This window comes from Planctomycetota bacterium (assembly GCA_016125255.1).
Taxonomy (GTDB): Bacteria; Planctomycetota; Phycisphaerae; order Phycisphaerales; family Zrk34; genus RI-421.
The window spans coordinates 126,364-151,989 of record WGMD01000021.1 but is presented as its reverse complement, the minus strand read 5'-3'; the positions used below and the strand labels follow the sequence as shown (position 1 = coordinate 151,989).

Here is a 25,626-nt window from a genome sequence, read left to right as displayed (position 1 = left end):
GCGATCCCCGGCCCGAGGGCGGGCCGGCTCTGATAAGACAAAAACAGAATCCGCCCCGCGTCCCGCCCGCTCCGAGCCGCCTTCGCCTTCTCCGAGCCCTGCCTTCTCCGAGCCGGCCCGCCCCCGGGCCGGTCTTCCTCCCCGCTTCTCCCCCGCGCCTCGATCGTCACGAACACAATCCACAACCTCGCCGCACGCGCGTGTGAAGTCCACGAATCCCCCCCCGCATCAAGTGCGGCTTCTTTTGTAGTAGTTCAACCATTCTAACCCGTCAAGTGCCGTAGGTCCGGCTCCGGTGTAGCTCCGGGCCTGCCCGGACACGAATGACGATCCTGCAAACATGATACAAACGAACATGCGTCACGCGATGAACATTCAACGATCGTCGATCAGCAACTTGTCTTTCGTGTTCGGGCTGGGCTGGACGTATGAAATTGCGGCAGGTGGATCGTAACGTGCTGAGGGCGGAGCGGGTGGGGTTGTGGGGAAGAACACGCCGGAGGCGGCGTCGCTGAACAGGGGGGCGTTCGGCGGCGGTTTGCGGGAGGGATCGGCGGTCGGCTTGCCGGTCTGGGGGGCGTTGTTACACTCTGCCCATGCTTTCACAGGTTCATAGTTTTGTGCTCCAGGGGATCGAAGCTGCGCCGTGCGAGATCGAAGTCGACGTCGCTGACAGAGGATTGACGAAGACGACGATTGTCGGCTTGCCGGACGCGTCGGTGAAGGAGTCGATTGAGCGCGTCCGGGCGGCGACGATGAATTGCGGGTTTCCTTTTCCGGTGTCGCGGCTGCTGGTGAATCTGGCGCCGGCGGATGTGAAGAAGGAAGGGCCGATGTACGACCTGCCGATCGCGGTCGGCCTGCTCATCGCCAATCAGACCATCGAGACGCAGCATCATCGCGACCTGCTCATGGCCAGCGAACTGGCGCTGGACGGGCGGCTGCGTCCGGTGCGGGGCGTGATCAGCATGGCGATGCTGGCGCGGCAACTGGGCGTGCGGGGCATTATTGTCCCGCTCGACAACGCCGCCGAAGCGGCGGCGGTCGGGGGGATCGAGGTTTATCCGGCGGATTCGCTCACGAGCGTGGTGGGGCATCTGAATGATGTGCGTGCGCTGGAGCCGTTGCCGGAGATGGATGCGGAGCGTGTGATTGTCGACACGGCGGCGGAGATCGACTTCGCGGATGTGCGGGGTCAGGAGGCGGTCAAGCGGGCGCTGACGATTTCGGCGGCGGGGGGTCATAACGTGCTGATGATCGGTCCGGCGGGGACGGGCAAGACGATGATGGCCAAGGCGTTGCCGGGGATTTTACCGCCGCTGTCTCGGGATGAGGCGTTGGAGACGACGCGGATTTATTCGGCGGCGGGACTGATCGAGCGTGGGACGTCGCTGATGGCGCGTCGTCCTGTTCGGATGCCGCATCACACGGCTTCGAGCCCCGCCATCGTCGGCGGCGGGGCGATTCCGAGGCCGGGCGAGGTGAGTCTGGCCCATCACGGGATTCTATTTCTGGACGAGATGCCCGAGTTTCCGCGGGGCGTGCTGGAGACGCTGCGTCAGCCGCTCGAAGACGCGGTCGTGACGGTGGCGCGGGCGCATTCGACGATTCGATTTCCGGCGCGGTTCATGTTGGTCGCCGCCATGAACCCGACGCCGGGCGGCGAGTTCGCGACGGACGAGGCGTCTCAGCAGCAGATGGACAAGTATCTGTCGCGCGTGTCGGGTCCGCTGGTGGATCGCATTGATATTCACATCGAAGTGCCGCGCGTGCCGTACGATCAGCTCGCGACGAAACCGACGGGGACGAACTCGGCGACGATGCGTTCGGAGGTGATGCGCGCCCGGCAGATTCAGTCGCAGCGCAACGGCGGACCGCTGCGGACGAACAGCCATCTGCGCGGGCGCGAGCTGGACAAGCTGGCGGTGTTCGACGCGGCGGGATCGCAGCTCATGCAGCGTGCGATGACGGAACTGGGGCTCTCGGCCCGGGCGTACGACAAGGTGCGTCGCGTCGCGCGGACGATCGCCGACCTGGCCGGGGCGGAGGCGATCAGCGTGGACCATGTCGGAGAGGCGATTCAGTATCGGCTGCTGGATCGCAAATTCTGACGCGCGATGTTCGCATCATTGGGCCGGCCGCAGCTTCCGCCAGTCGGGGTGCGCCGCTTTGTACTTCTGAAAGGCGTCGTACTCGTTGGCGTCGATCCGATGGTTGTGATCGGTGTCGATGACGGCGAAGAGCCATTCCCAGCCGGGCTTGTCGGCGTTCCATTCCTCGGGTGAAACCCGCTTGTCGCCATCGCGGTCGGCGGCGCCGAGCAGGCGGGCGAACGTCAGGGCGGAGTCGCCGGCGTCGTCGTCAGTCGATCGATCGCGCTGGCCGTCCCATCGGAGTTTCTGACCGGCGTGCTGAAGGGCGGATTCGAATTGGGTCATGTCGATGTTCTGCACGGCGGCGTTTTGCGCGATTGCCTGCGCGGCGGCGATGCCGGCGGATTGGCCGCAGATCATGAAGACGGGCTCCATGCGAGCCGAGGCGTAGCCCAGGTGCGTCGCGGAGAAACACACGGGCACGAGCAGGTTGGTGCATTCGTCGGCGCGGGGGGTGATGGCGCGATAGGGGATCGGGTAAGGCACATTCGTCGGTCCCTTGTTGCCGCCGACGAACATTTTTCCTTCGAGGCCGACGAAGATTTGTCCGTCGCGCTCGATCCAGATGCGGCGCGCCGGGTACGTGTCGATGCCGTACTGGGCGAGGCCGATCGGGTCATCGATGTCGCTGTGTTTGTTGTAGACGTCGTGAGCGGTGATGGTGTAGCGGCCTTTGAGGCGGCGGGCGACGCGGATGTAGAGCTGGTGCGGCCAGCCGTGCGTATCGGGGTGGATGCGATCGTCGAGACCGAGTTGTGCAAGCTCATCGCGATAGCTTTGGGGCACGCGGGGATCGGTGCGCATGAATTCGAAGAGCCCGCGCAGATAGTTTTGATGCAGCTTCCAGATGCGGGCCTTTTCGGCGGCGTTTGCATCGGCGTAGATCTGGCTCACGCCGACGGGCGCCATCGAAAAGAGCGAAGACCTTTGATAATTCCATTCGCCCGAATTCCTCCACCCCGGGCAGATGCCCACGAGTTGATCGTGGAGCTTCTTCGGGTCATCGGTCGCCTGCACGAGGTAGGCGACGTATCGGCCGACGAGTTCGAAGTCGGCGGGCGCGTAGTTGGGCGGGGGCGAGATGGGAATGCGATGGTCGGGGTCGGCGGTGGTGTAGTAGCGGTAGTTGTAGGCCTGCGTGTATTCGTCGGCGGCGCCGAGGGGCTTGCCGTGATCGTTCTCGACCCACTTGAGCAGTCCGCTGTCGGGGCGGCCGGGTTCGACGAACGGGTCGATCGGGGCGAGTTCCATCGGCGGCTGCACGCCGGCGTAGGGTTCATCGAAGGCGTCCGCCGCTTCGCGCCCGGTGCGATACGACACGCCCGCCGCCGCCATCAGGTCGCCTTCGTACCCGGCGTCGATGAACACTTTCGCCGTCACGCGCAGGTCGCCGCGCTCGGTGGGTTCGGCGACCGGGCAGCCCAGTTCGTCGAACGGGGCCCGGTCGAACAAGGCGGCGGCGATCGTCGGTCCGCGCTTGTCGCATGACGCGATGCGATGATCGAAGATCACTTCGACGCCGTGCTGGTGGAGCAGGGCGGCGAAGTCGGCTTCGATGTCGCGGGGGTTGAGCTGGCTGGTGCTGCGGCGCGGGGAGTCATCGTGGGGCTGACCGAGCGAAGCGAGCAGGTCATGCGTCATGCCGCCGGTGGCGGCGAAGTTGGGGCAGTCCTGCATGGGTTTGAGGCCTGCGCCGAGCATGCCGCCGACCCATCGGCCGGGTTCGACGATGATGACCGAACGACCGGCTTGCTTCGCGGCGACGGCGGCGAGAATGCCCGAGGGCGTGGCGGTGTAGATGCACACATCGACCGAGACGACACGCGCCTCGGCCCAACACGGCGCGGCGAGCCGGCACAGCAGTAGTCCGATGACGGCGGGAACGATTGATCGCATGCGGCGTGTCCTCGTGACTTCAGATCATACCCGACGATCGCCGGCCGCATTGCGAATGAGTGTGATCACGCGCGCTTCAGATCGCGGCCGAAGGCGGCGAACCAGAGGGTGCCGATCACGCCGCAGGCGAAGGCGGCGAGGAGATTCGTCGCCGGCGAATGTTGCCAGAGGAACGCCCCGCCGAACGCCGCGATGGAGACGATCACGTCGCGGATCAGGTAGTAAAGCCCGAACACGGCGGCTTTGCGATCGTCGGGGGCGAGGTCCATGATGAGGGCTTTTCGCGTCGGCTCGCCGAACTCCTTGAGGCCGCGCACGATGAAGGCGATCACGAGCATCGTCATCGAATGCGAATACAGCAGCACGAGGGGGAAGGCGGTGAAGAACATGAAGGTGATGACGACGAAGGGCTTTTTGTGTCCGCGGTCGGCGAGGTAGGCGACGGGAATGTAGATGAGGATCGCGGTGGCCATTTCGATCGTGCGCAGGACGCCGAACTCGAGCGAGTTGATCGGCCCGGGATGATCGGCGGTGCCCACGGCCCAGATGACGACGAAGGCGTAGGGAATCTGCTCGCTGAACCGCACGAGGATGTCGGCGATGAGCAGACGCCGCAGATCGCCATCGAGGTCGGACCAGGATGCGAGGCGGCGCGCCGGCGGGGCGTCGCGTTTGGGATCGTCTTCGATGAGCACCTGCTGCGCGATCGCCGCGACGATCGCCATCGCCAGCGCGAACACGAAGGCGATCCGCACGCCGGCTTCGACGCCCCAGACGCCGATGCACGCACCGCCGATGATCGGGCCCAGCGCCATGGGCACGCGGCGGACGAGCGAATGGACGGACACGCCCATGGTGCGCTTGTTCTTGGGCAGGACGCGGGCGACGAGACTCATGGTGGAAGGCAGTGAGATGGCGGTCCATGAAAGAAACAGCACCGCGCCGCCGAGCACGGCCTGCCACGTCGGGATCAGCGCGACGATCAGGAATCCGATCATCGAAAGGATGTTGAACAGAAGCAGAGCGCGTTTGTCGCCGAGGCGGTCGGAGAGGTATCCGCCGAAGTAGGAGTAGATCGCGCCCAGCAGATTGTCCATGCCGTTGAGGAAGCCGACGGAGATGAATCCGCCGCCGAGCGCGACGAGGTAGAGCGGGAGGAACTGCTCGGCCATGTGCTCGCCGAGGCCGACGAGGATGACCATGCTCAGCAGGCCGACGATGCTGCGTCGGATGCCCAGGAAGTCGATGAGTCGGGCCATCGGCGAGGGCGGGGGAACCGGGGATGGATCAGAGGGTTCGATGAGCGGCTCCGAAGAGGCGTTTGCCGGCGGTGGGATGTAACCATTGATGTTATCTTTGGATAGGTCTGCCGGAAAGCCGGCGGAAAATTATTGGGGCCGCTCATGTAAAGTCCGTCGGGCGGCGCGCTATTAAAGGATGGAGCAGATGCATGGCGCTGGATGAGGCCACGATCGTACGCGAGCTTTGGCGACAACGGATCGCCCTGTTGTCGTATCTGGAGGTCATCGTGCGCGATGAGCACCTGGCGGAGGATGTGTTTCAGGAAGTGAGCGTGGCGGTGTTGCGGAAGCGAGGCGAGATTTCGGATGTGAAGCATCTGGAGGCGTGGCTGCGGCAGGCGGCTCGGTTTCACGGCATCGCGGCGGTGCGGAAACTGGCGCGCCGGCCGATCGTTTTCAACGATGCGGTGCTCGACAAACTCGAACAGGTCTGGGCCCAGCCGGCGACGCACGAGCAAAGCGATCGCTCCGATGCGCTGCGCGACTGCATTGACGGACTGAGCCCGTACGCCCGCCGGCTCGTCGAACTGCGCTACGGCGAAGGCGTGAGCGGGACGGATCTGGCAGCGAAGGTGGGGCGGAAACTGAACACGATCTATGTGGCCTTGAGCCGCATTCATCGCACGCTGGCCGACTGCGTCGATGAGCGGCTCGGCCGACGGACGGATACACGATGAGCGATGCGATGGAAATTTTCGAAGCCCAGCCCGGCGACGCCCGCGACGCGACGATCGAGCTGATTCTGCGCTACCTCGATCAGTCGGCGAGCGACGCGGACATCGCGCAGCTTTCGGACACGATCGCATCGGACGGCACGGCGGCGAACCTGCTGGTGAAAATCGCGGAGCAGCGTTTGTCGATGCGCGAGTCGCTGCGGCGGCGCGCGACGGTGAGCCGGATCGACTCGGCGGTTTCGACGGCGCACGAAGCGGCGCTGCGGCCGCGGACGCGATGGCGCCGGCCGATCACGGCGCTGGCGGCGGCGATCGCGCTGATCGTCAGCGTCGGCTACGTGATGCAGACATGGCGCGGCGAGCGCGACACGGATACGACGGCGGCGCGTCATCACGATGACGGGCCGGCGGTCGGCGTCGTCGTGCAGGGCGAAGACACGCTCTGGCGCTCCGGCGCCGCAGGCGACGACGAAGCATTGACGCAGGGCCAGTCGCTCAGCGCCGGCCCGATGAACTCCGAGGGCGGACGGTCGGAGGTGTACCTGCTGTCGGGCGTGAACGTGAGCTTCATCGGCAAGGTGCAGGCGCGACTCATCGATGCGATGCACATGGAACTGACGCGCGGGCGGGTGACGATCGCCGTGCAGGAAGGCACGAGCGGGTTCACCATCAACGCCGCGGGCATTTCGATCACCGATCTTGGCACCGTGTTCGACGTCAACGTCGACGACGCGGGGCGGGTCGAGGTGCATGTGATGGAAGGCAAGGTGATGGCGACGCTGCCGGGCGACGCCAGGCGGGCGCCGGCGCTGGTGACCGTCAATCACGACGAATCGGTGCGGCTCGATCCGCACGAGGCGACGGTCGCGCGATTCAATAATCACTACGGCCGCTTCGACCCGCCGATTCCGACGACCTGGCATTCGCTCGACGCCGGCGGGCGCGTGATGTTCCCGCCGTTCGGCCTGCCGTCGTACTCCAATCAGGACGGCATCATGGGTCAGCCGACCAATGCGGCGCTCCTCGACGGCGACGGCACGCTGCACATCTGGGGCAATGCGTGGAAGCACATCGACGTCGATTATGACGTGACGGACCGGACGATTCTCGAATTCGAGTTCCGCTCCGACGCGCCGGGCGAGATGCTCGGCATCGGGATGGACGACGATAACAACGTCGGCACGGGCAGGCACATGCTGCTGCTGGCCGGTCACGACAAGCAGCATCCGTCCGCGAGCAGCGCCTATTACAGCGACGAAGCGCCGTCGCAGTGGCAGTTGTACCGTGTGGCGATGGGCAAGCATTTCAAGGGCCGCGCGAAGCAGATCGTGTTCTTCGCGGACGACGATGCGCACGGGAAGGCGGATGCGTGGTTCCGTCATGTGCGCGTGTATGAATCGGATGAGGCGTCGCGCCTCGGCGTGGGGAAAGTGAAGCGCGAAACAGGAGAATCGCAATGAGCAAGAGAATGAAGTTCGGGGCGGGGGCGCTGATCGCGCTCATGGGGACGCAAGCGTGGGCGGCGCCGCTGGCGGACGAGTCTTTCGAGGGGTTGACGGCTGCGACAAGTCTCAACGGGCAGGGTTCGGGATCGGGGTGGTCCGCCAACTGGGCCGCCGTATCGGGCCAACAAGTCATCGACACGACCGGCAGTTCGCTCTCGTATACGTTCACGCAGGGCGACTCGATCAACGGGGGCGATCGGGCACTTCAAATCGGGGGAACCAACAACGACAATCTGATCACTCGGACGCTCGCTTCGAGCTACAGCGGCAATGATCTGTACATGAGCTTTTTGATCCAGCGCACCGCCGGCTCCTCCGCCAACAACAGCGCGCTCGACGATTTTGCGGTCTGGTGGCTCGACAACACTACCAGCGGCGGGCACGGTACGGTCGGCAATATCGGCGTCTACGACGAGACGACCAACAACAACCAGTTCGTCGCACGGCTGAGCAACTCCAATTCGTCGTCATGGGCCACCGCCGGCGGCAGCACGTCGACCAATGCGTTCCTGATCGTGGCGCACCTGTCCAAGGGCAGCAACTCGACGAACGCCAACGACTATGACAAGTGGGAATTGTGGGCGTTTGACGCCGGGGCGGCGGCGCGAAGCATCGCGGCGCTGCAGACGCCCGACTCCTCCGGCGTGATCGGGTCCAGTTCGAACACCATTTCCGCCATCGGCATCCGTACGGCCAACAACGAGTCCGACGATCGGTGGGCCGTGGACGAACTGAAGCTCGGCACGAAGCTGTACGACGTCGTGCCTGTGACGTATCAGAGTTCGACCGCCGCGGTGACCGGCGAGTACACGATCGACTTTTCCGATTATGACGCGATCAATAAGACCGTCGTCACCGGCGCCGAGCCGCTCTTTTCCGATGTGGGCATCTCCGGCGTCAGCGCCGTCGCCGCCAACGGGTCCGACGTGCAGAACAACGCCGGCAGCGGGGCGGCCCTGTACGCGAGCGCCAGCGAGATGTTCATCCTCAAGGCCAACGAGAACACGACGACCTTCGGTGAAACCACCAGTTTCACCATCGACTTCGCCCGCGGGCACAAGGCCTTCGGCGTGAGCTTCACCGACCAGGTCGCCGGCAATTTCACGATCGACATGTATGACGGCGCGACGCTCATCGGGTCCGAGACCAAGAGCATCGCCCAGGTCGCCACGACGCGCTTCGTCGTCGAAAGCGCCGCCGAGTTCGATCGCGTGGTGATCTCCGGCGGAGCGGCGGGGGACGGATGGGGCATCGACAACATTCTCTTTGACGCCGTGCATGATGCGGCGCTGAGCGACTTCATCGACCCCCAGGTCGTGGACTTCGAGTCATTCTCCAATGGTCAGTCGCTCAGCGGTTCGTTCCCGACGCTGGGCCTGACCGTCACGGCGACCGGCGGCGCCGGCTCCAGCGACGCATTCAATAACGCGACACCCGACAACAAGGCGCTGTTCTACAACGGCTCGCAGTTCCTGGTCATTCAGGACGGTGCGTCGACGACGTTTGGCGGCGGGCAGATCTATACCTTGAGTTTTGATCATACGCTCAACCTGATCGGCATCGTCTTCGCCGACCAGGCCGTGGCGGATTTCACTTTCAATTTCTTCCGCGACGGCGAGCTGCAGGCGTACTATGTCCGCAACATTCCCAACCTCAACGCGACCACGCTCTACTTCTCGACCGACTTCGCGTTCGATCAGGTCGTCATCAGCAGTTCCAACGCTTCGGATGGCTTCGGCATCGACAACATCACCGTGGAGGCATACCCCGTGCCGACGCCGATGGGGCTGTCGGCGGGGATGATGCTCATGGGTATCGTGACGTTGCGTCGGCGCGGCCGCGTCGGCCATTGGAGAATTGATCAATGAGGCAAGTTCAACGGACTTTCATCGTCGCATCGCTTTTCGCACTGCCCTTCATGGGCGGCACACCGGTCATCGGCGCGACCGTCGGCTATTGGCGCTTTGAAGGCGCGGCGACGGTGACCGCGGGCGCCAACAATGATTTTCTTGATGACTACAGCGGCAACGGCTTGGCGCTGAGCACCGCCGGGACGCCGACCGTCACGCAGTACAACCTGCCGGGTAGCGGAACGGGCTCCAAGTATCCCAATCCCGTCCCCAGCGGTTCGCAGTCGAACACTAAAGCGGCGACCTTCCCCAACGGCGGATACCTCGCCGTCGCCGACGCCCCGATCCTTACGGTGCACGACTTCACCGCCGAAGCGTTCATCACCAAGACGGCGAACACGTCCGGCACGCAGTACATCGCCTCGCAGTGGCTCGTCAGCGGCAACCAGCGAAGCTGGTCCTTCGGCGTGGCGGGAACGAGCGACATCAGCGGCAATCCCGGCAGCGCAAACGATCTGTTCATCGGCCTCAGCGACGCGGGCTCCGATGCCGGCGTCGTCGTCTCCGGCATCGACATCGCGCTCAACAAGGACTACTACGTCGCCGTGTCGTTCGACGAATCGAATTTCGCCTCCGGCGTGACGTTCTACATCCAGAACCTCACCGATGGCGGCCCGCTTCAGGTCGTCACCAAGAGCCACACCATCGCCTCCCTCTTCGACTCCAACACGTTCCTGCGCATCGGTACATTCAACGGCTCGTCGAGTCCGTGGAACGGGGCGATCGACGAAGTGCGGCTCTCCAACACGGTGCTCACGGCCAGTCAACTGTTGATCGTGCCCACGCCGACCGCCCTTCCGGCGGGTCTGGGACTTCTAGGACTGTTTTCGCTCCGACGCCGACACGGATGAACATGATCAGACGCGCCTTTACATTGATCGAACTGCTGGTTGTCGTCAGCATCATCGCGCTGCTGATCGCGATTTTGCTGCCTTCGCTCAAGCGGGCGCGCGACGCGGCGAAGACCGTCACGTGTGCGGCGAACATCCGGCAGCTTTCGACGGTGAGCATCGCCTACAGCGTCGAATGGCGCGGGCAGTATCCGGACTGGCACAATGACTCGGGCCGGTGGGGCACGAACTGGATGTTCCCTTCCGAGCCGAATCTGCACACGTTCGACCGCGATGCTCGGGACTACATGCTCAAGACCTACGGCCTGGTGCGCGACATGTTCTACTGTCCGTCGAATCACGATGACTGGTGGAACCGCGATGACTTCTGGAACTTCGGTTCGCTCGAATCGGTGTTCGGATACATCTACACCGCCGCGGCGCCGAAGGGGTTTGGCATGTGGAACTATCTGGCGGGAACGCGCGACGCCTTCGCCGACCGCGTCACCGACAAACCCATGTATCAGACGCTCTGGGCCGACCTGAACCGGCAGATCGGCGGCGTGGGCTGGTACCGCTTCGACAAGGCGCGGGGCTCCAACCATTTCGACGACGTCGTCGATGGCCCCACCGGTACGAACGTCGGCTATCTCGACGGGCACGTGGAATGGAAAAACTTCGGCGACATGGCCCCGGAGGCCACGCGCGGCGGATGGCAGTTCTGGTGGTGAGCCGGTGCTGCGACTCGGATCGCATGATCTTGTGATGAGCAACATGAACACGAGACCCAACGCATTTACGCTGATCGAGCTGCTTGTCGTGGTGAGCATCATCACGCTGCTGATCGCGATCCTGCTGCCCGCGCTCGCCAAGGCGCGCGACACCGCCAACGTCACCCTCTGCGCCGCGCAGCAGCATCAGTTCGCCGCGGCGATGATCACCCGGGCCATCGAAAGCCACGGCGTCCTGCCCGATTCGATGACCGCGTCGCAGAACAGCGATGTGCTGCATTCGTGGGGCAAGGACCCCGCGCTGGACATGCTCGACAACTACCTGCACGGCGACCTGCGCCTCTTCTACTGCCCCGGCTACATGAAGAGCAACACCAACTACTACACTACGCGCGAGGGATTCTGGGAATTCAACAACAGTTGGCGGAACTTCATGCCGCTGCGACGCGTGACCTCCTACTTCGTCGGCACCGCGCTGATTCTCGATCCCAAGACCACGCCCCGCACGTACATCTCGTATCCGAACGGCCCGCAGCGCGTGTCGAATCTCGTGGACGCGAAGGCCGGCAGCATGCTGCTGGCGGACGTCACGCTGAGCATCACCAACGACTGGTACGTGCCGGGTTTCGTCGGCTTCTCCTGTCCGCCTCACCCTCAATACCCGGGCGGGCCTCCGCTTGGCGGCAACGTCGCGTCGGTGGATGGATCAGCGGTATGGAAGCCGCTCGCCGACATGATCGTCCGGGATACCTTCACCGCGAGCAATCCCTCCGGAATTCGCGCCTACTGGTGGTGAATTGCCGATTCGGGTTTGCCCCGCGCTTCCTCACGGTATTGAATGGTTAGACGCATGAAACATCGCACGAGCATTTGGCATTGGTTTTTCACCGCCGGCGTGCTGACGCTGCTTGGCGCGGCGGCTGTTCGCGCCGAGCCCACCGCCGAGCAGATCAAGTTTTTCGAAAACGAAGTGCGCCCGCTGCTGGCGGACAACTGCTACGAATGTCACGGCCCCGACAAGAAGCGCAACGGCCTGCGGCTCGATTCACTGGCGGGCATGATCAACGGCGGGAAAAACGGCCCGGTCATCGTGCCCGGCGACCCCGACAAGTCGGAGATGATCCGCGCGATCCGTCATGTCGATGCCGACCTTCAGATGCCCAAGGACAAGCCCAAACTGTCCGACGCACAAATCCAGACGCTGGTGCGATGGGTCAAAATCGGCGCGCCCTGGCCGGGCGCCGGCCCGATTCGACCGGGCCCGCAGTTCACGGAGCAGGACCGCGCCTGGTGGGCCATTCAGCCGGTCAGAAAAGCCGAGCCGCCGGAGATGGACGATCACGGCTGGTCGCGCAATCCAATCGACCGCTTCGTCTATCAGAAGCTCATCGACAACGGGCTCACGCCCGCCAAGTCCGCCGACCGCGCGGCTCTGATTCGCCGCGTGACGTTCGATCTGACCGGGCTGCCGCCGACGATGGCGGAGATCGACGCGTTCGTCGAAGACACGTCGCCCAATGCGTATGAGAAAGTGGTCAATCGCCTGCTGGCCAGCCCGCAGTACGGCGAGCGTATGGCGCGACAGTGGCTCGACCTGGTGCGCTACGCCGACTCGGACGGCTACCGGGCGGACGGGTACCGGCCCGACATCTGGCGCTATCGCGATTACGTCGTGCGGTCCTTCAACGCGGACAAGCCCTATGACCAGTTCGTCCGCGAGCAGATCGCCGGCGACGAGATCGCGCCCGACGACCCGGATGCGCTCGTCGCGACGGGGTATCTGCGGCTGGGCGTGTATGAATGGAACCAGCGCGACTGCTACCTGCAGGAAAACACGATTCTCGATGACATCACGGCGGTGACCAGCGATGTGTTTCTGGGGCTGTCGATGGGCTGCGCCCGCTGTCACAACCACAAGTTCGACCCGATCCTGCACGAGGACTATTACCGGCTGCGTGCGTTTTTCGAGCCGGTGGTCTGGCGGGATGATGTCGCGCCCGTGACGCCGGCGGAAAAGAAGAAGCATGACGCGAAGCTGGCGGCGTGGAACGAGAAGACCGCTTCGCTCCGCGCGGAACTGGAGCCCCTGGAGCGGAAGTACGACGACAAGGCGGCGCACACGGCGGTGATCAAGTTCACGGAGGAGCTTCAGGCGATGTGGAAGAAGCCCGAAGCGGAGCGCACGCCGTTCGAGAAGCAGATGTGCTACCTGATCGGGCGGCAGGTCGATTACGAGCGGGAGCGCGTCAAGTGGGGCGACGAGGACAAGAAGAAGCGCGATGAGATCAACGCGAAGCTCAAGGAGTTCGACGAACTGAAGCCCGGCGAGTTGCCGTCGGCAATGACGGCGACGGACATCGGCCCCAGCGCTCCGCCGACGACGATTCCCGGCGACAAACGCAATCGCGTCATCGAACCGGGGTTCATCAGCATTCTCGACCCCGAGCCCGCCGCCATCCATCCGCCGAGCACCGGCGCGTCGACGGGCCGACGGACGGCGCTGGCAAACTGGATCGCCGACGCGAAGAACCCGCTGACGGCGCGCGTGATCGTCAATCGCATCTGGCAGGAGCATTTCGGGCAGGGACTGGTCATCACGCCCAGCGAACTGGGCAAGCTCGGTGAGCCGCCGTCGCATCCCGAATTGCTCGACTGGCTCGCCGCCACGTTCATCGAGCACAACTGGTCACTTAAGGACCTGCACCGGCTCATCGTCCTATCCGCCACCTATCAGCAGACCGCCGAGCGCGACACGCCCGACCTTGCCGCCCGCATCGATCCGTCCAATCGGCTCCTTTGGCGCATGAACACGCGGCGCCTCGAAGCGGAGCAGGTCCGCGATGCGATCCTCATGGTCAGCGGGTCGCTGTCGGAGGACATGGGCGGGCGCAGCGTCAGCGGCAATGAACCCCGCCGCTCGCTTTACGTACAGAATCGCCGGCTTACGCCCGACGAACTGCTCAATGCCTTCGACGGGGCGGACGGTCTTGGTTCGACGCCGACGCGCAATGTCACGACGACCGCCTCGCAGGCGCTGCTCATGCTCAACGGCGACTGGCCGATCAAACAGGCGGCGGCGCTGGCCGAACGTGTCAGCAAAGCGCACCCGGGCGATCGCGCGGCCCAAGTAGACCTGGCGTATCGACTGGCCTACGGACGATCCGCCACCACCGACGAGCGCAAGATCGGCGTGGCGTTCATCAATCAGCAGACAGACGTCATCACGGATCGGAAGGTCAAGGCGTCGACTTACGTCGTCAAGCCCTTCCCCGGCGAAAGCACACAGGCGATCGTCATCCGCAACGGCATGGCGGAGGATCGCTTTGAGGTTCCCTACGACCCGACGCTGCCGAGCAAGGAGTTGACGGTCGAAGCGGTCGTTCAGCTTGATTCGCTTTACGAGAACGCCGCGGTGCGGATCATCGCATCGCAGTGGAACGGCGACAACGGCGAGCCGGGCTGGTCGCTGGGCGTGACCAGCGAAAAGTCGGCGTACACGCCGCGGAATCTGATCGTGCAGATCGTGGGGCAGACGGGCAAGGGCGAGCGCAAGTACGAAGTGCTCGCCTCGGGGCTGCACCTTGAACTGGGCCGGCCGTATTACGTCGGATTCGCATTCGACCCCAATGACGCATCGGCCGGCGGCGTGACGTTCTATCTGCGCGATCTGTCGGACCCGACGTTCGAAATGCAGACCGCGCACGTCGAGCACAAAGTCATCGGCGGATACACATCCAAATCCCCGCTGATCGTCGGCGGGCGCAACGGGCGCAGCAGCAGCGGATGGGACGGACTCATCGACGAAGTACGCATCAGCAACCGCGTGCTCGGCGCCGATGAACTGCTCAACGCTTCGGCGCACAGCCGGCCCGACACCGTGGCGTACTGGCGATTCGAGAACAAGCCGGGCGTCCTTAAGGACGAGTCCGGCCACGACCGCACGCTCGCCCCCGGCTATCAGGGAAGCGACCCGCATGCGTCGGACGCGGCGCTGGTCGATTTCTGCCATGTGCTTTTGAATTCCAGCGAATTCGTATACGTGGAGTGACAAACATGAAGACTCCCCATGATTATGAAAAGCTCCGTCAACCGCACTACGTTCCCGCCATGAGCCGGCGCGACATGCTCGTGCGCGGCGGCGGGGGATTCGGGGCGCTGGCGCTGACGTATCTGCTCGGGCTCAACAAGGCCAATGCATCATCGACGCTCGGCGGCGCAGTCAACCCGCTCGCTGCCCGCCCGCCGCATTTTATGACGCAGGCGCGCAGCGTGATCTTCCTGTTCATGGAAGGCGGGCCGAGCCACCTCGACACATTCGACCACAAACCGCTCATCAACGAACTGGCGGGCAAACCCGTGCCGGCGAGCTTCGGCAAGGTCATCACGGCGATGGGCGAAGCCGGCTCGCCGATTCTCGCTTCCAAGCGTCAGTGGCGCAAGTACGGCAAGAGCGGCATCGAAGTGTCCGACTGGCTGCCGCATATCGCCGAGTGCGTCGACGATATGACGATCGTGCGCTCGTGCGTCTCGGACGGGATCAATCACGCCGGCGGCGTGTGTCAGATGAACACCGGCTCGCTGGTCGTGGGCCGGCCGTCGCTGGGCAGTTGGATCACCTACGGATTGGGCACGGAAAACCAGGACATGCCGGCGTTCGTGGTGATGCTCGACGGCAAGGCGCAGGTCGTCGGCGGGCCGCGCATGTGGGGCGCCGGGTTCATGCCCGCGGTGTATCAGGGCATGCGCTTAAGCAGCGGGGGCGAGCCGATTCCCAACCTCATGTCGCCCAGCGGCGTGAGCGATGCCCGTCAGCGCAGCAAGCTGGCGATGCTCGCGTCGATGAATCAGTCCTTCGCCGACCGGCACGCGGACAACACGGAGCTGGATGCGCGCATCCGCAGCTACGAGCTGGCCTTCCGCATGCAGGCGGAGGCGCCGGACGTGGTGGACATCAGCGGCGAGTCGGCGGCGACGCGCGCGATGTACGGCATGGACCGCAAGGAAACCGAATCCTTTGGCGGGCGATGCCTTCTGGCGCGCCGGCTCGTCGAGCGCGGCGTGCGCTTCGTGCAGCTTTATCACGGGGCGGGCAGTCAGTGGGACGCGCATTCGCACATCGAATCCAATCACACGAAGCTGTGCGGCGAGATGGACCTGCCGGTCGCCGGGCTGCTGCGCGATCTGAAGCAGCGCGGGCTGCTCGAATCGACGCTGGTCATCTGGGGCGGCGAGTTCGGGCGGACGCCGATGAGCGAAAAGGGCGACGGCCGCGATCACAACCCGACCGGGTTCACGATGTGGATGGCCGGTGCGGGCCTGCCCGGCGGGCGGGTCATCGGCGCGACGGACGAAGTCGGGTTGCACGCCGTGCAGGATCGCGTGCATGTACACGATATTCATGCGTCGATCTGCCACATGATGGGGCTCGACCACACGAAGCTGCTGTATCTGCACAAGGGCCGGCCCGAGCGCATCGACATGAACGAGGGCAACGTGTCGGAGAAACTGGTCAATGCCTGAGGCAATTTGCGTGAGCCCTCGGCGAAGCGGTAGACTCGCGGAATGAGTTTCGCACACATGACGCTGGCGACGCGCGATGTGGAGGGGACGTGCGCCTTTTACGAGGCGACGCTGCGCTGGCGGCGCATCAAAATTCCGGGCAACACGCCGATCGAAGCGGCGTGGATCCGCATCGGACCCAACCAGGCGATTCACATCCTCGGCGTCGACGGATTCGAACCCTCGCCGTTTGAAGCGGAGTTCGGGCGTCACCTGGCGGTGTTCCACCCCGGCCCCGATTTCCCCGCGCTCAAGGAACGGCTTGTCGCGCGCGGGGCGGAGCTGATGGACCCGATCCGCCCGACGCCGTTTGAGCGATTCTTTTTCCGGGACCCCAACGGATACGTGATCGAGGTCATCGACGAGGCCCACTGGGTCGACGAGTCGTAGCGGCGCGAGCCGCCTTTTGAAAGGACTGATATGCGGAATGCACTGACGCTGATGTGGATCATGACGTTGACGGTGATCGCGCAAGCGGGGCTTGGTGCTGCGAGTCCGCCGCCGGAGGGCATCGAGCGCATCAAGCTCTGGCCCGATGGCGCGCCGGACGCGAAGGGCGAGGGCGAACTCGATACGCCGACGATCGATCTGTACCTGCCCGATGCGGACAAGGCGAACGGGACGGCGGTGGTGGTGTATCCCGGCGGGGGGTACGGCGGGCTGGCGATGGGACATGAAGGCATGGACATCGGGCGGTTTTATCAGGCGCATGGCGTGGCGGCGTTCGTGACGCGGTATCGGCTGGGCTCGACGGGGTACCGTCATCCGGTCGAGATGCACGATGCGCAGCGTGCCATCCGCTGGGTCCGCGCGCATGCTGAGCAGTACAAGATCGACCCGAAGCGCATCGGCGTGATGGGCTTCTCGGCGGGCGGGCATCTGGCTGGGTCGGTCACGACGCACTACGACGCCGGCGATCCGAACGCGGCGGACCCGATCGACCGCGTGTCGTGCCGGCCGGATTTTTCGGTGTTGTGCTACGGCGTATTGAGCATGGACGAGAAGATCACGCACATGGGCTCGCGCAAGAATCTGCTCGGCGACAATCCGCCGCAGGAGCTTGTCGATGAGATGTCGGCGGAGAAGCAGGTCACGAAGGACACGCCGCCGGTGTTCATTTTTCACACAAGCGACGACGGCGCGGTGCCGGTGATGAACTCGGTCAGGTTCTACATTGCGTGTCACGAGGCGGGCGTGCCGGCGGAGATGCACATCTTCCGCACGGGCCGTCACGGCGTGGGGCTGGCGGCGAATGATCCGAAGCTCAATCTCTGGCCGGAGCTATTGGTGCGTTGGATGCAGGGGCTTAACCTAATTAGCGGCGACTAAAAAAAGAGCCGTAATTATTGCGCAAAATCAACGGAAATGGTTGCGACGGTTTCGGGTGACCGTTACGATGGGCGCTGAAGTTGCAGTGGTCATGGTGCGAGGGTAGTTATTGATTCCGTTCCGTTCGGGTGGTTTTCCGCCCCGGAGACAAAGTCATGTCGAAGCGATCAGGGACCGGTCACCGTCGTGATCTATGGAAAGTCAGTTTTTTCGTCATGCTTTTCGTGATCGTCGCGCAGGGGGTCGGCCATCTGACCTACGCGGCGGACGATCTGCTGCTTGACGATACGCCCGCCAAGCCCGCCAAGAAGGATGCGGCGAAGAAGGAAGCGCCCAAAGGCGGCGACGATCTGCTGCTCGACGACGCGCCGGCCAAACCGAAGAAGCCCATGAAAAAGGACGTCGGCGGCGACGATCTGCTGCTCGACGACACCAAGCCCGCGCCCAAGAAAGGCGGCAGCGACGACCTGCTGCTCGACGCGCCGCCCGCCAAAACCACCAAGCCCGCCGACAAGGGCGACAAGTATGAAGAGCCGGCCAAGGAAGACGAAGGCAAGAGTTCGGCGGAGGTGCACGCCGATCTGATCGCGCGCAACAAGTACCCGTCAGCGACGCAGTGCGCCGGCTGTCATCCGACGCAGTATCGGCAGTGGTCGATCTCGCAGCATGCATACGCGCAGATGAGCCCGGTGTTCAACGCCTTCGCCGGCACGCTGCTCAAGCAGACCAACGGGACGAATGGCGACTTTTGCATCCGTTGCCACACGCCGGTGGGCATGAATCTGAGCGAACCGATCTTCATGTCCAACATCGACCGCAATCCGACGAGCCGCGAAGGCATCACGTGCATCGTCTGTCATCGCGTCGACGAATCGCTGGGCAAGATCAGCGGGCGACTGCCGATCGTGACCGGCGACCTGACGCAGCCGGTCTACGGTCCGACCGGCAACAACGAGCAGATTCAAAAGGTGATTCACGCCAACGGCGCGACACCCGATCCGAAGAAGTACGGCCGCAAGATTCATGGCGAGGCCAAGCGGTTCTTTTCGATCGTCTCGCCCAAATTCTGCGGGACGTGCCACGATGTCACGCTCGTCAACGGGTTCCGCCTCGAAGAGGCGTACAGCGAATATCTCAATTCGCCCGCCGCCAGGAACGGCGTGACCTGCCAGGATTGCCACATGGGCAAGGAGCCGGGCGTGTTCAGCGGTGATGAGAAGACCAACTACGACATCGGCCCCGCGGCGGTCGTCGGCGGCAAGCCCACCGCGCCGCGCAAGTTGTCGAACCACATGTTCGTCGGCCCCGACTACTCGGCGCTGCACCCCGCGCTCTTCCCGCAGGCGGCCAATGCCATCCGTGAAGAAAGCGAAAAGCAGGACCCCACGGCGCCGGGGCTGGCGACGATCCGGCAGTGGTTGACCTTCGACTACAAGGCCGGCTGGGGCACCGATGCGTTCGAGGACAAGGTCACCAAGGACATGAAGTTCCCCGAACGCTGGCGCACGATCGACGACCGATACGACGGCCGGGCCATCATCGATCAGAGTCTCAAGCTGCTGGATATGGTCAAGGGCGAGCGGCTCAAACTGCTGCGCAACGGATACAAGCTCGACGATCCGATTCTCATCTCCGCGAGCGATGATGACCTTCGTTTCAAGATTCGCATCGCCAACGGGACCGACGGGCACGGCGTGCCCACCGGATTCGACGCCGAGCGCCTCGTCTGGCTCCACACCGTCGTGACGGACAAGGACGGCAACACGGTGTTCGAGTCGGGCGATCTGGACCCCAACGGCGACGTCCGCGACACGCACTCGTTGTACGTACATGACGGTCTGCGCCCGCTCGATGATCAGCTTTTCAGTCTCCAGAGCCGATTCCTCACGACGAACATCCGCGGCGGCGAGCGCGAGCAGGTCATCGCCGTCAACTATTCGCTGAGCCCCTTGCCGTTCCTTCGTCCGCAGACGCGGTCGACGATTCTGACAGGCGATCCGGGCAATGCGCGCAAGCACCGCATGGGCATCGAGCCCGGCGGCGAACGGTGGGCCAACTACCGCGTTGATTCGAAGATGCTCAAAGGTCACAGCGGGCCATACCACGTGACCGTCGAACTCAAGGCGGGCATGATCCCGGTGAATCTCGTCGATGCGATTTCGTCGGTGGGCTTCGATTACGGGCTCAGCGCGCGCGATGTGGCGGATGCGGTTGTGGCGGGGCACCAGATTGTCTGGACGCGGACGCTGGATGTGAACATTCCTTCCAAGAACTGACGGACAGCGGGTAAAACATGATCAATCGGAACCATGTCAGCGGTCGGTGGGCGGTTGCCTTTTCGCATCGCATGCTCATCGGGATGACGGTGTTGCTTTTGTCGCTCAGCGCCTCGTCGCGTGCGGCGGACGATGCGGCGGCGCCTGAGATGAAGAAAGAAGAAGTGAAGGACGGGCACAAGGAGATGGCCGAGCAGGGGCACGAGCCGCGGCTTTCCGACGAGCCGGTGCCGCTGATGAAGACGGAGGATGTGCTGCGTCCCAAGCCGATCATCGAAATCGGCAACGCCTTCCTCGGCAACGGCAACATCGACCCCGGATTCAAGCTGCCGGGCGGGCAGGTGTGGCAGCCGTCGTTCTACGTGTTCGGCACGCTGCGCAGCGCGGTGCAGACGTTCCGCATCAACGGCAACGCCAACAGCGAATGGGCCAATCGCCTGGACATCTTCGGCAACCTTCAGCTTTCCGGCACGGAGCGCGTGCTCGTCGGCTTCCAGCCGTTCAACACCGAAAGCGGGCAGTTCAGCGGGTACAACATCGAAGGCGCGCCCGAAGGTTGGCAGGACAATACGTCAAGCCGGCTCTCGACGCTGTTCTTCGAGGGCAACATCGGCGAAATGTTCCCCGACTTCACCGACCTTGGCGCGCGCGACTGGGGCTTTTCCGTCGGGCGCCAGCCGCTGTCGTTTCAGGACGGCATGCTCATCAACGATTCGATGGACGCGGTCGGTTTCACGCGCAACAACATCCTGTTGCCCGGCGGATCAAATCTCCGCTCGACGTTCATCTTCGCATGGAACGAGATCGATCGCGATGACAACACCGATCACGGCTCGGCCCAGATGTACGGCCTGTTCAATCAGGCGGATACGCCCTGGGCGACGCTCACCGGCGACTTCGTCTACATTCACGACCCGACCGAAGCGAGCGACGGATTCTTCTGGGGTCTGAGCAGCGTGTCGCGCATCGGCAAGACGAATCTCACGCTGCGCTACCTCGGCTCGCAGGCGCTGGAAAGCGAGTCGGCGGCGATGAGCAGCGGACATCTGCTGTTCGGTCAGCTTTCATGGACCATGCCCGCCTCCGATGACCTCCTGTATATCAATGCGTTCTACGGCATCGACGAATTCGCCTCGGCGGCGCGCGGCGCGACGACCGGCGGGCCGCTCGGCAACGTCGGCATCATGTTCGCCGCCGTGGGACTGGGGCGGTACGGCGCGGCGCTGGGTAATCGCGTCGACGACTCGGCCGGCGGGGCGATCGGCTATCAGATGTTCCTCGATGCCGATCATCGCCAGCAGCTCATCCTCGAACTGGGCGGGCGCACCCGCACCGACATGGACCAGTCCACCATCGCCGTCGGAGGCCGATACCAGCAGGCGTTCGGCCAGAACTGGGTCATTCAGTTCGACCTTTTCGGTGAGGCGACCAACAACCAGCAGCCGGGCATGGGCGCCCGTTTTGAAGTGCTCTATCAGTTCTAGTCACTGCTCGGGGACGGGCGGCATGAACGCGAGAAGGTCCAGGCGTGACCACGTGCGGGCCTATTGCGTTTTGCGGGACACCATGGTTATAATACTTAAAAGTTGATCAGAAAGCGGCCAGGTTTTTGATGATTATGATGGATGTGGCCGATAAGTATGCTGTTGTGCAGGGTGGTGTAAGGTCTTCCAAAAGTGAACGCGGTCAGTAGGGTCAGTCCTGCGGCGAAAGGCCCGGAGGTCTGTGGATATGGTGAAGCGCTGTATGTCGTATCGTCGTGGTCTTGGAAAACTGAATCTCGTCATGCTGGCGGCGGCTCTGACGCTCGGGTGCGGGCTCGCATCGTCCGCGATCGCGGCGGATGATCTGCTCGACAGCCCGCCCGCCAAGAAGGATGCGTCCAAGAAGGACGCGCCGGCGAAAGGCGGCGACGCGCTGCTGGAAGGCCCCGCGCCCGAAAAGACCGGCGGCGGCGCCAAGCCCATCACGCCCAAGACCGACGCCGAAGCGGCGCATGCCGCCTTGTATGCGCAGAACGAATTTCCTTCCGCCGCCCAGTGCGCGACTTGTCACAAACAGATCTACGACGAGTGGGCCAGCTCCAACCACGCCTACGCCTCGATCTCCCCGATGTTCCACAAGTTCGAGCAGCGCATCAACGATCTGGCCCAGGGCACGATCGGCTACTTCTGCATGCGCTGTCACGCCTCCGTCGGCACGACGCTCAAGGAGCAGCGCGACATGCCCCTCTGGGAGCGCGCCCCCGTCTCGCGCGAAGGCATCACCTGCGTGACCTGCCACCGCGTCAAGATCGAGTTCAGCAAGGTCAACGGCGAGCGTCGCATCGAGCAGGGCGACATTCACGACCCGGTCTACGGCATCTCTGATGGCGGCGGGCTCGCGAAGGTGCTCGAGCAGAAGGATTTTTACAAGGTCAAGCCGTCCGAGGAAGACAAAGGCCCCGGCGTGAAGATTCACGCCGCGGCGATTCAGTTCGAGCAGCTTTCTCGCTCCGACTTCTGCCTTTCGTGCCACCAGGTCGCCGTGCACCCGGGCATCAAGCTCGAAGTGGTGTGGGACCAGTACCGCGGTTCGCCGGCGGCGAAAGAGGGCGTGACCTGTCAGGCGTGTCACATGGGCAAGACGCCCGGCGTCAACGATGGCTACAACACCGGTCCCGTCGCCGTCATCGCCGGAAAGCCCATCGAACCGGAGCGCGAGCATCACAACCACGCATTCTTCGGCCCCGGCTATCCGATCGCGCATCCGGGCATTTTCCCTCAGAACCCGCGCAACACGCGCTTCCCCATCGAAACCTGGCTCAAGTTCGACTACCGCGCCGGTTGGGGCACGGAGGCGTTCGAGCATGATGTGGACACCGGCAAGATCAAGCCGACCTTCCCGCCGGAATGGGCCAACGCCGACGACCGCTACGACGCGCGCGAGATCATCGAGGAAAACCTCAAGAAACTCGAGCAGAAGCGAGATCTGCGCCGGCAGGTGATGGAAAACGGCTCCAAGATCGACGGACCCTTCATGTCCGGTACGCCCAAGGCCGGAAAAGACCTGGATTTCTACTACCGCGTCACGAACATCAACCCCGGGCATAACCTGCCCAGCGGTTCGCTCGGCGCTCAGCCGGAGCTATGGATCAACGTCGCGCTCGTCGATCCCGATGGCAAAACCGTCTGGGAGTCCGGCTACGTCGACTCGTTCGGCGACATGTGCGACGTGCATTCGCGCGACGTCCGCACCGGCAAGATTCCGCATGACGATCAGCTTGTGAACCTCCAGACCAAGTTCCTGATCACCAACGTCAAGGGCACCGACCGCGAGATGTACCTGCCGGTCAATCTCGATATCGATCAGTTGCCGTTCATCCGTCCCGCCGGTCAGCCGACGACGGTGATGAACCATCCGCCGTTCATCCGCATGGAAAGCCGCTCGCTGCCGCCGCTCAAGGATCGCAAGGCCAGCTACAGCGTGCCGGGCGACGTGATGGCCAAGCCGGGCAAATACAAGCTTGCGGTGCGGATGCGCAGCCGGGCGGAGCCGATCTATTTCATGGCGTTCTGCGGTGCGACGACGGAGATGGAGCAGGCGATGAATCAGTGGATGATCAACCTGCATGCGTACACCGTGGAGTTCGAAGTCAAGTAATCGAATGCGTCGGGTACCTCCCTCCATTCTTGTTCAGGGATCTCTCAACGTGAATACACGCTTATCAGCCATGCTGGTCATCATCATCGCGGCGATGCACTGTGGCGGGGCGCCCGTCCGCGCGGCGGACGATGCGCTTCTGGACGATTCGGCCAAACCGGCGCCGAAGAAAGACGCGCCCAAGAGCGGCGGCGACGACCTTCTCGACGACTCGGCCCCGGCGCCCAAGGCCAAGCCCAAGCCCGTCGAGCACCCGACACAGGAGATCAAAGGCACGCACATCGGCGCCGAGTCGAACGCCAAGCCGCGCATCGTCCCGCCCGAGGAAATCGAACACAAGCCCGAAGTGCCCGAAGGATTCCTCCTTGTGCCGCATGACCCGGGCGTGTTCAAGTCCGACCCCGACTACTCCGGTAAGGACTACGACCCCAAGGCGCAGCTCGATATCTATGGCGCCAAGCACATGAATCCCAATCAGCGCCCGCTGGTCGAACTCGGCCGCGAACTCTATCAGTATGGGCCGTTCCAGCAGCAGCCCGAATGGCTGGGCAAGACCAATCCGCTTGATCCGCAGTTGCTCGTCTTCGGCGATTATCGCACCGCCGTCGCCTACAACGACAATGGCGCCAAGGAGCAGGGCACGTGGGCCCATCGCCTGAACCTCGACGTGGACGGCCGCATCACCGCCACCGAGCGCGTGCATGCCTTCTTCCGCCCGCTTGACCGCAACGGCCAGTTCACCCGCCTGGACTTCTCCGGCGATAATCACGAATTCGATCCCGAGATCGACGGCAATGCCGACGCGCTGTTCTTCGAGGGCGACGCCGGCGCGATCATCGGCGGGCTGACGAACACCGAATCGAAATTCGACATGCCCATCGCGGCGGGTCTCATTCCGCTTTTGTTCCAGAACGGCATCTGGGTGCAGGACGCCTTTCAGGGATTCGCCTTCACCATCCCCGCCCGCAACAGCCGGGCACTGGACATCTCCAACTTCGACATCACCTTCTTTGCCGGTTTCGACAAGGTCACCACCGGCGCCCTGCCCGGCAAGGATCACACCGCACGCATCTACGGCGTGACCGGATTCTTTGAAACCCTCGGCGGATACATCGAAGCGGGCTACGGCTACACCGAAGACGACAACGGCGACGGCTTTGACTATCACAACTTCACAATCGCCTTCACGCATCGCTACTTCGGCTGGCTCTCCAATTCCGTCCGGTTCATCGGCAACGCCGGTCAGCATCCGCATCGCGGGCTGACGCAGACCGCCGACGGCGTGCTGCTGCTGTTCGAAAACTCGCTCATCACCGACGCCCCCTCCAACTTCGTCCCATACTTCAACTTCTTCGTCGGCTTCGACCGCCCGCAGCCCCTGGCGCGCGACGCCGGCGCCGGCGGCGTCCTCGTCAACACCGGCATCAACTTCGAATCAGACGGCCTGACCGGCTACCCCACGCTCGACGCCACCGCCAACAACACATGGGGCGGCGCCCTCGGCGTGAATCTGCTCGGCCAGAACTTCGAAAACCAGCTCGTCCTCGAATTCGCCTTCGTGCAGGCCTTCGACGACAACAAGACCCGCAACGCCCCCGGCGATCAGTACGCCGTCGGCCTCCGCTATCAGCACCCGATCTCCAACGCCGTCATCCTCCGCTTCGACACCATGTACGGCTGGCGCGAAGAAGCCGACCCCGTCGCCGGCGTCCGCTTCGAGATTCGCTATAAGTTCTGACCCCCCAATCCGCTCGCGATGTAGCTGTTTCCCTGATCGTCTGTTTCATCCCCGCTGTCGCTCAGCGGGGATTTTTTTCTTG

17 protein-coding genes are annotated in these 25,626 nt (G+C 63.7%); 15 read left to right on the top strand and 2 right to left on the bottom strand.

The features are described 5' to 3' along the window. Nucleotides 1-596 precede the first annotated feature (596 nt). Entirely contained in the window at nt 597-2,111 is a 1,515-nt protein-coding gene (locus GC162_15535) for a YifB family Mg chelatase-like AAA ATPase (GenBank protein MBI1370052.1), read from the top strand. 15 nt (nt 2,112-2,126) lie between these two features. On the opposite strand, the gene GC162_15530 is transcribed toward GC162_15535, so the two are convergent. Beyond that, the gene (locus GC162_15530) at nt 2,127-4,049 is read right to left on the bottom strand and encodes an FAD-dependent oxidoreductase (GenBank protein MBI1370051.1); all 1,923 of its coding nucleotides are present in this window, start codon (nt 4,047-4,049) and stop codon (nt 2,127-2,129) included. Between the two features lie 65 nt (nt 4,050-4,114). Continuing rightward, a complete protein-coding gene (locus GC162_15525; protein ID MBI1370050.1) occupies nt 4,115-5,308 on the bottom strand; it encodes an MFS transporter in 1,194 nt (397 codons plus the stop codon). Nucleotides 5,309-5,499: 191 nt separating this feature from the next. On the opposite strand from GC162_15525, the gene GC162_15520 reads away from it, so the two are divergent. From GC162_15520 to GC162_15455, 14 genes are all read left to right on the top strand, one after another. Continuing rightward, a complete protein-coding gene (locus tag GC162_15520) occupies nt 5,500-6,027 on the top strand; it encodes a sigma-70 family RNA polymerase sigma factor (protein ID MBI1370049.1) in 528 nt (175 codons plus the stop codon). Then, complete coding sequence (locus GC162_15515) at nt 6,024-7,484, top strand: hypothetical protein (protein ID MBI1370048.1); 1,461 nt, start codon at nt 6,024-6,026, stop codon at nt 7,482-7,484. The genes GC162_15520 and GC162_15515 overlap by 4 nt, the downstream gene beginning before the upstream one ends. Next, nucleotides 7,481-9,397 (top strand): hypothetical protein, encoded by a 1,917-nt coding sequence (locus GC162_15510; protein ID MBI1370047.1) that lies wholly within the window; start codon nt 7,481-7,483, stop codon nt 9,395-9,397. Before GC162_15515 ends, GC162_15510 begins: the two co-directional genes overlap by 4 nt. Next, entirely contained in the window at nt 9,394-10,290 is an 897-nt protein-coding gene (locus GC162_15505) for a hypothetical protein (GenBank protein MBI1370046.1), read from the top strand. Before GC162_15510 ends, GC162_15505 begins: the two co-directional genes overlap by 4 nt. 5 nt (nt 10,291-10,295) lie before the next feature. After that, nucleotides 10,296-11,000, top strand: a complete 705-nt coding sequence (locus GC162_15500) for a prepilin-type N-terminal cleavage/methylation domain-containing protein (protein ID MBI1370045.1) — start codon at nt 10,296-10,298, stop codon at nt 10,998-11,000. Between the two features lie 43 nt (nt 11,001-11,043). After that, nucleotides 11,044-11,796, top strand: coding sequence for a prepilin-type N-terminal cleavage/methylation domain-containing protein (locus GC162_15495; protein MBI1370044.1), 753 nt, complete (start codon nt 11,044-11,046; stop codon nt 11,794-11,796). A gap of 42 nt (nt 11,797-11,838) precedes the next feature. Continuing rightward, a complete protein-coding gene (locus tag GC162_15490; GenBank protein ID MBI1370043.1) occupies nt 11,839-15,048 on the top strand; it encodes a DUF1549 domain-containing protein in 3,210 nt (1,069 codons plus the stop codon). Nucleotides 15,049-15,053: 5 nt separating this feature from the next. After that, entirely contained in the window at nt 15,054-16,520 is a 1,467-nt protein-coding gene (locus GC162_15485; protein MBI1370042.1) for a DUF1501 domain-containing protein, read from the top strand. Nucleotides 16,521-16,562: 42 nt separating this feature from the next. Next, entirely contained in the window at nt 16,563-16,949 is a 387-nt protein-coding gene (locus GC162_15480; protein ID MBI1370041.1) for a hypothetical protein, read from the top strand. A gap of 30 nt (nt 16,950-16,979) precedes the next feature. Further along, nucleotides 16,980-17,888: a prolyl oligopeptidase family serine peptidase gene (locus tag GC162_15475; protein ID MBI1370040.1), complete on the top strand. Its 909-nt coding sequence runs from the start codon at nt 16,980-16,982 to the stop codon at nt 17,886-17,888. 155 nt (nt 17,889-18,043) lie between these two features. Beyond that, on the top strand, nt 18,044-20,164 hold the full coding sequence (locus GC162_15470) for a hypothetical protein (GenBank protein ID MBI1370039.1): 2,121 nt from the start codon (nt 18,044-18,046) through the stop codon (nt 20,162-20,164). 17 nt (nt 20,165-20,181) lie between these two features. Beyond that, a complete protein-coding gene (locus tag GC162_15465; protein MBI1370038.1) occupies nt 20,182-21,648 on the top strand; it encodes a hypothetical protein in 1,467 nt (488 codons plus the stop codon). Nucleotides 21,649-21,949: 301 nt separating this feature from the next. Then, entirely contained in the window at nt 21,950-23,806 is a 1,857-nt protein-coding gene (locus GC162_15460; GenBank protein MBI1370037.1) for a cytochrome C, read from the top strand. 49 nt (nt 23,807-23,855) lie between these two features. Further along, a complete protein-coding gene (locus tag GC162_15455; protein ID MBI1370036.1) occupies nt 23,856-25,544 on the top strand; it encodes a hypothetical protein in 1,689 nt (562 codons plus the stop codon). Nucleotides 25,545-25,626: the final 82 nt, after the last annotated feature.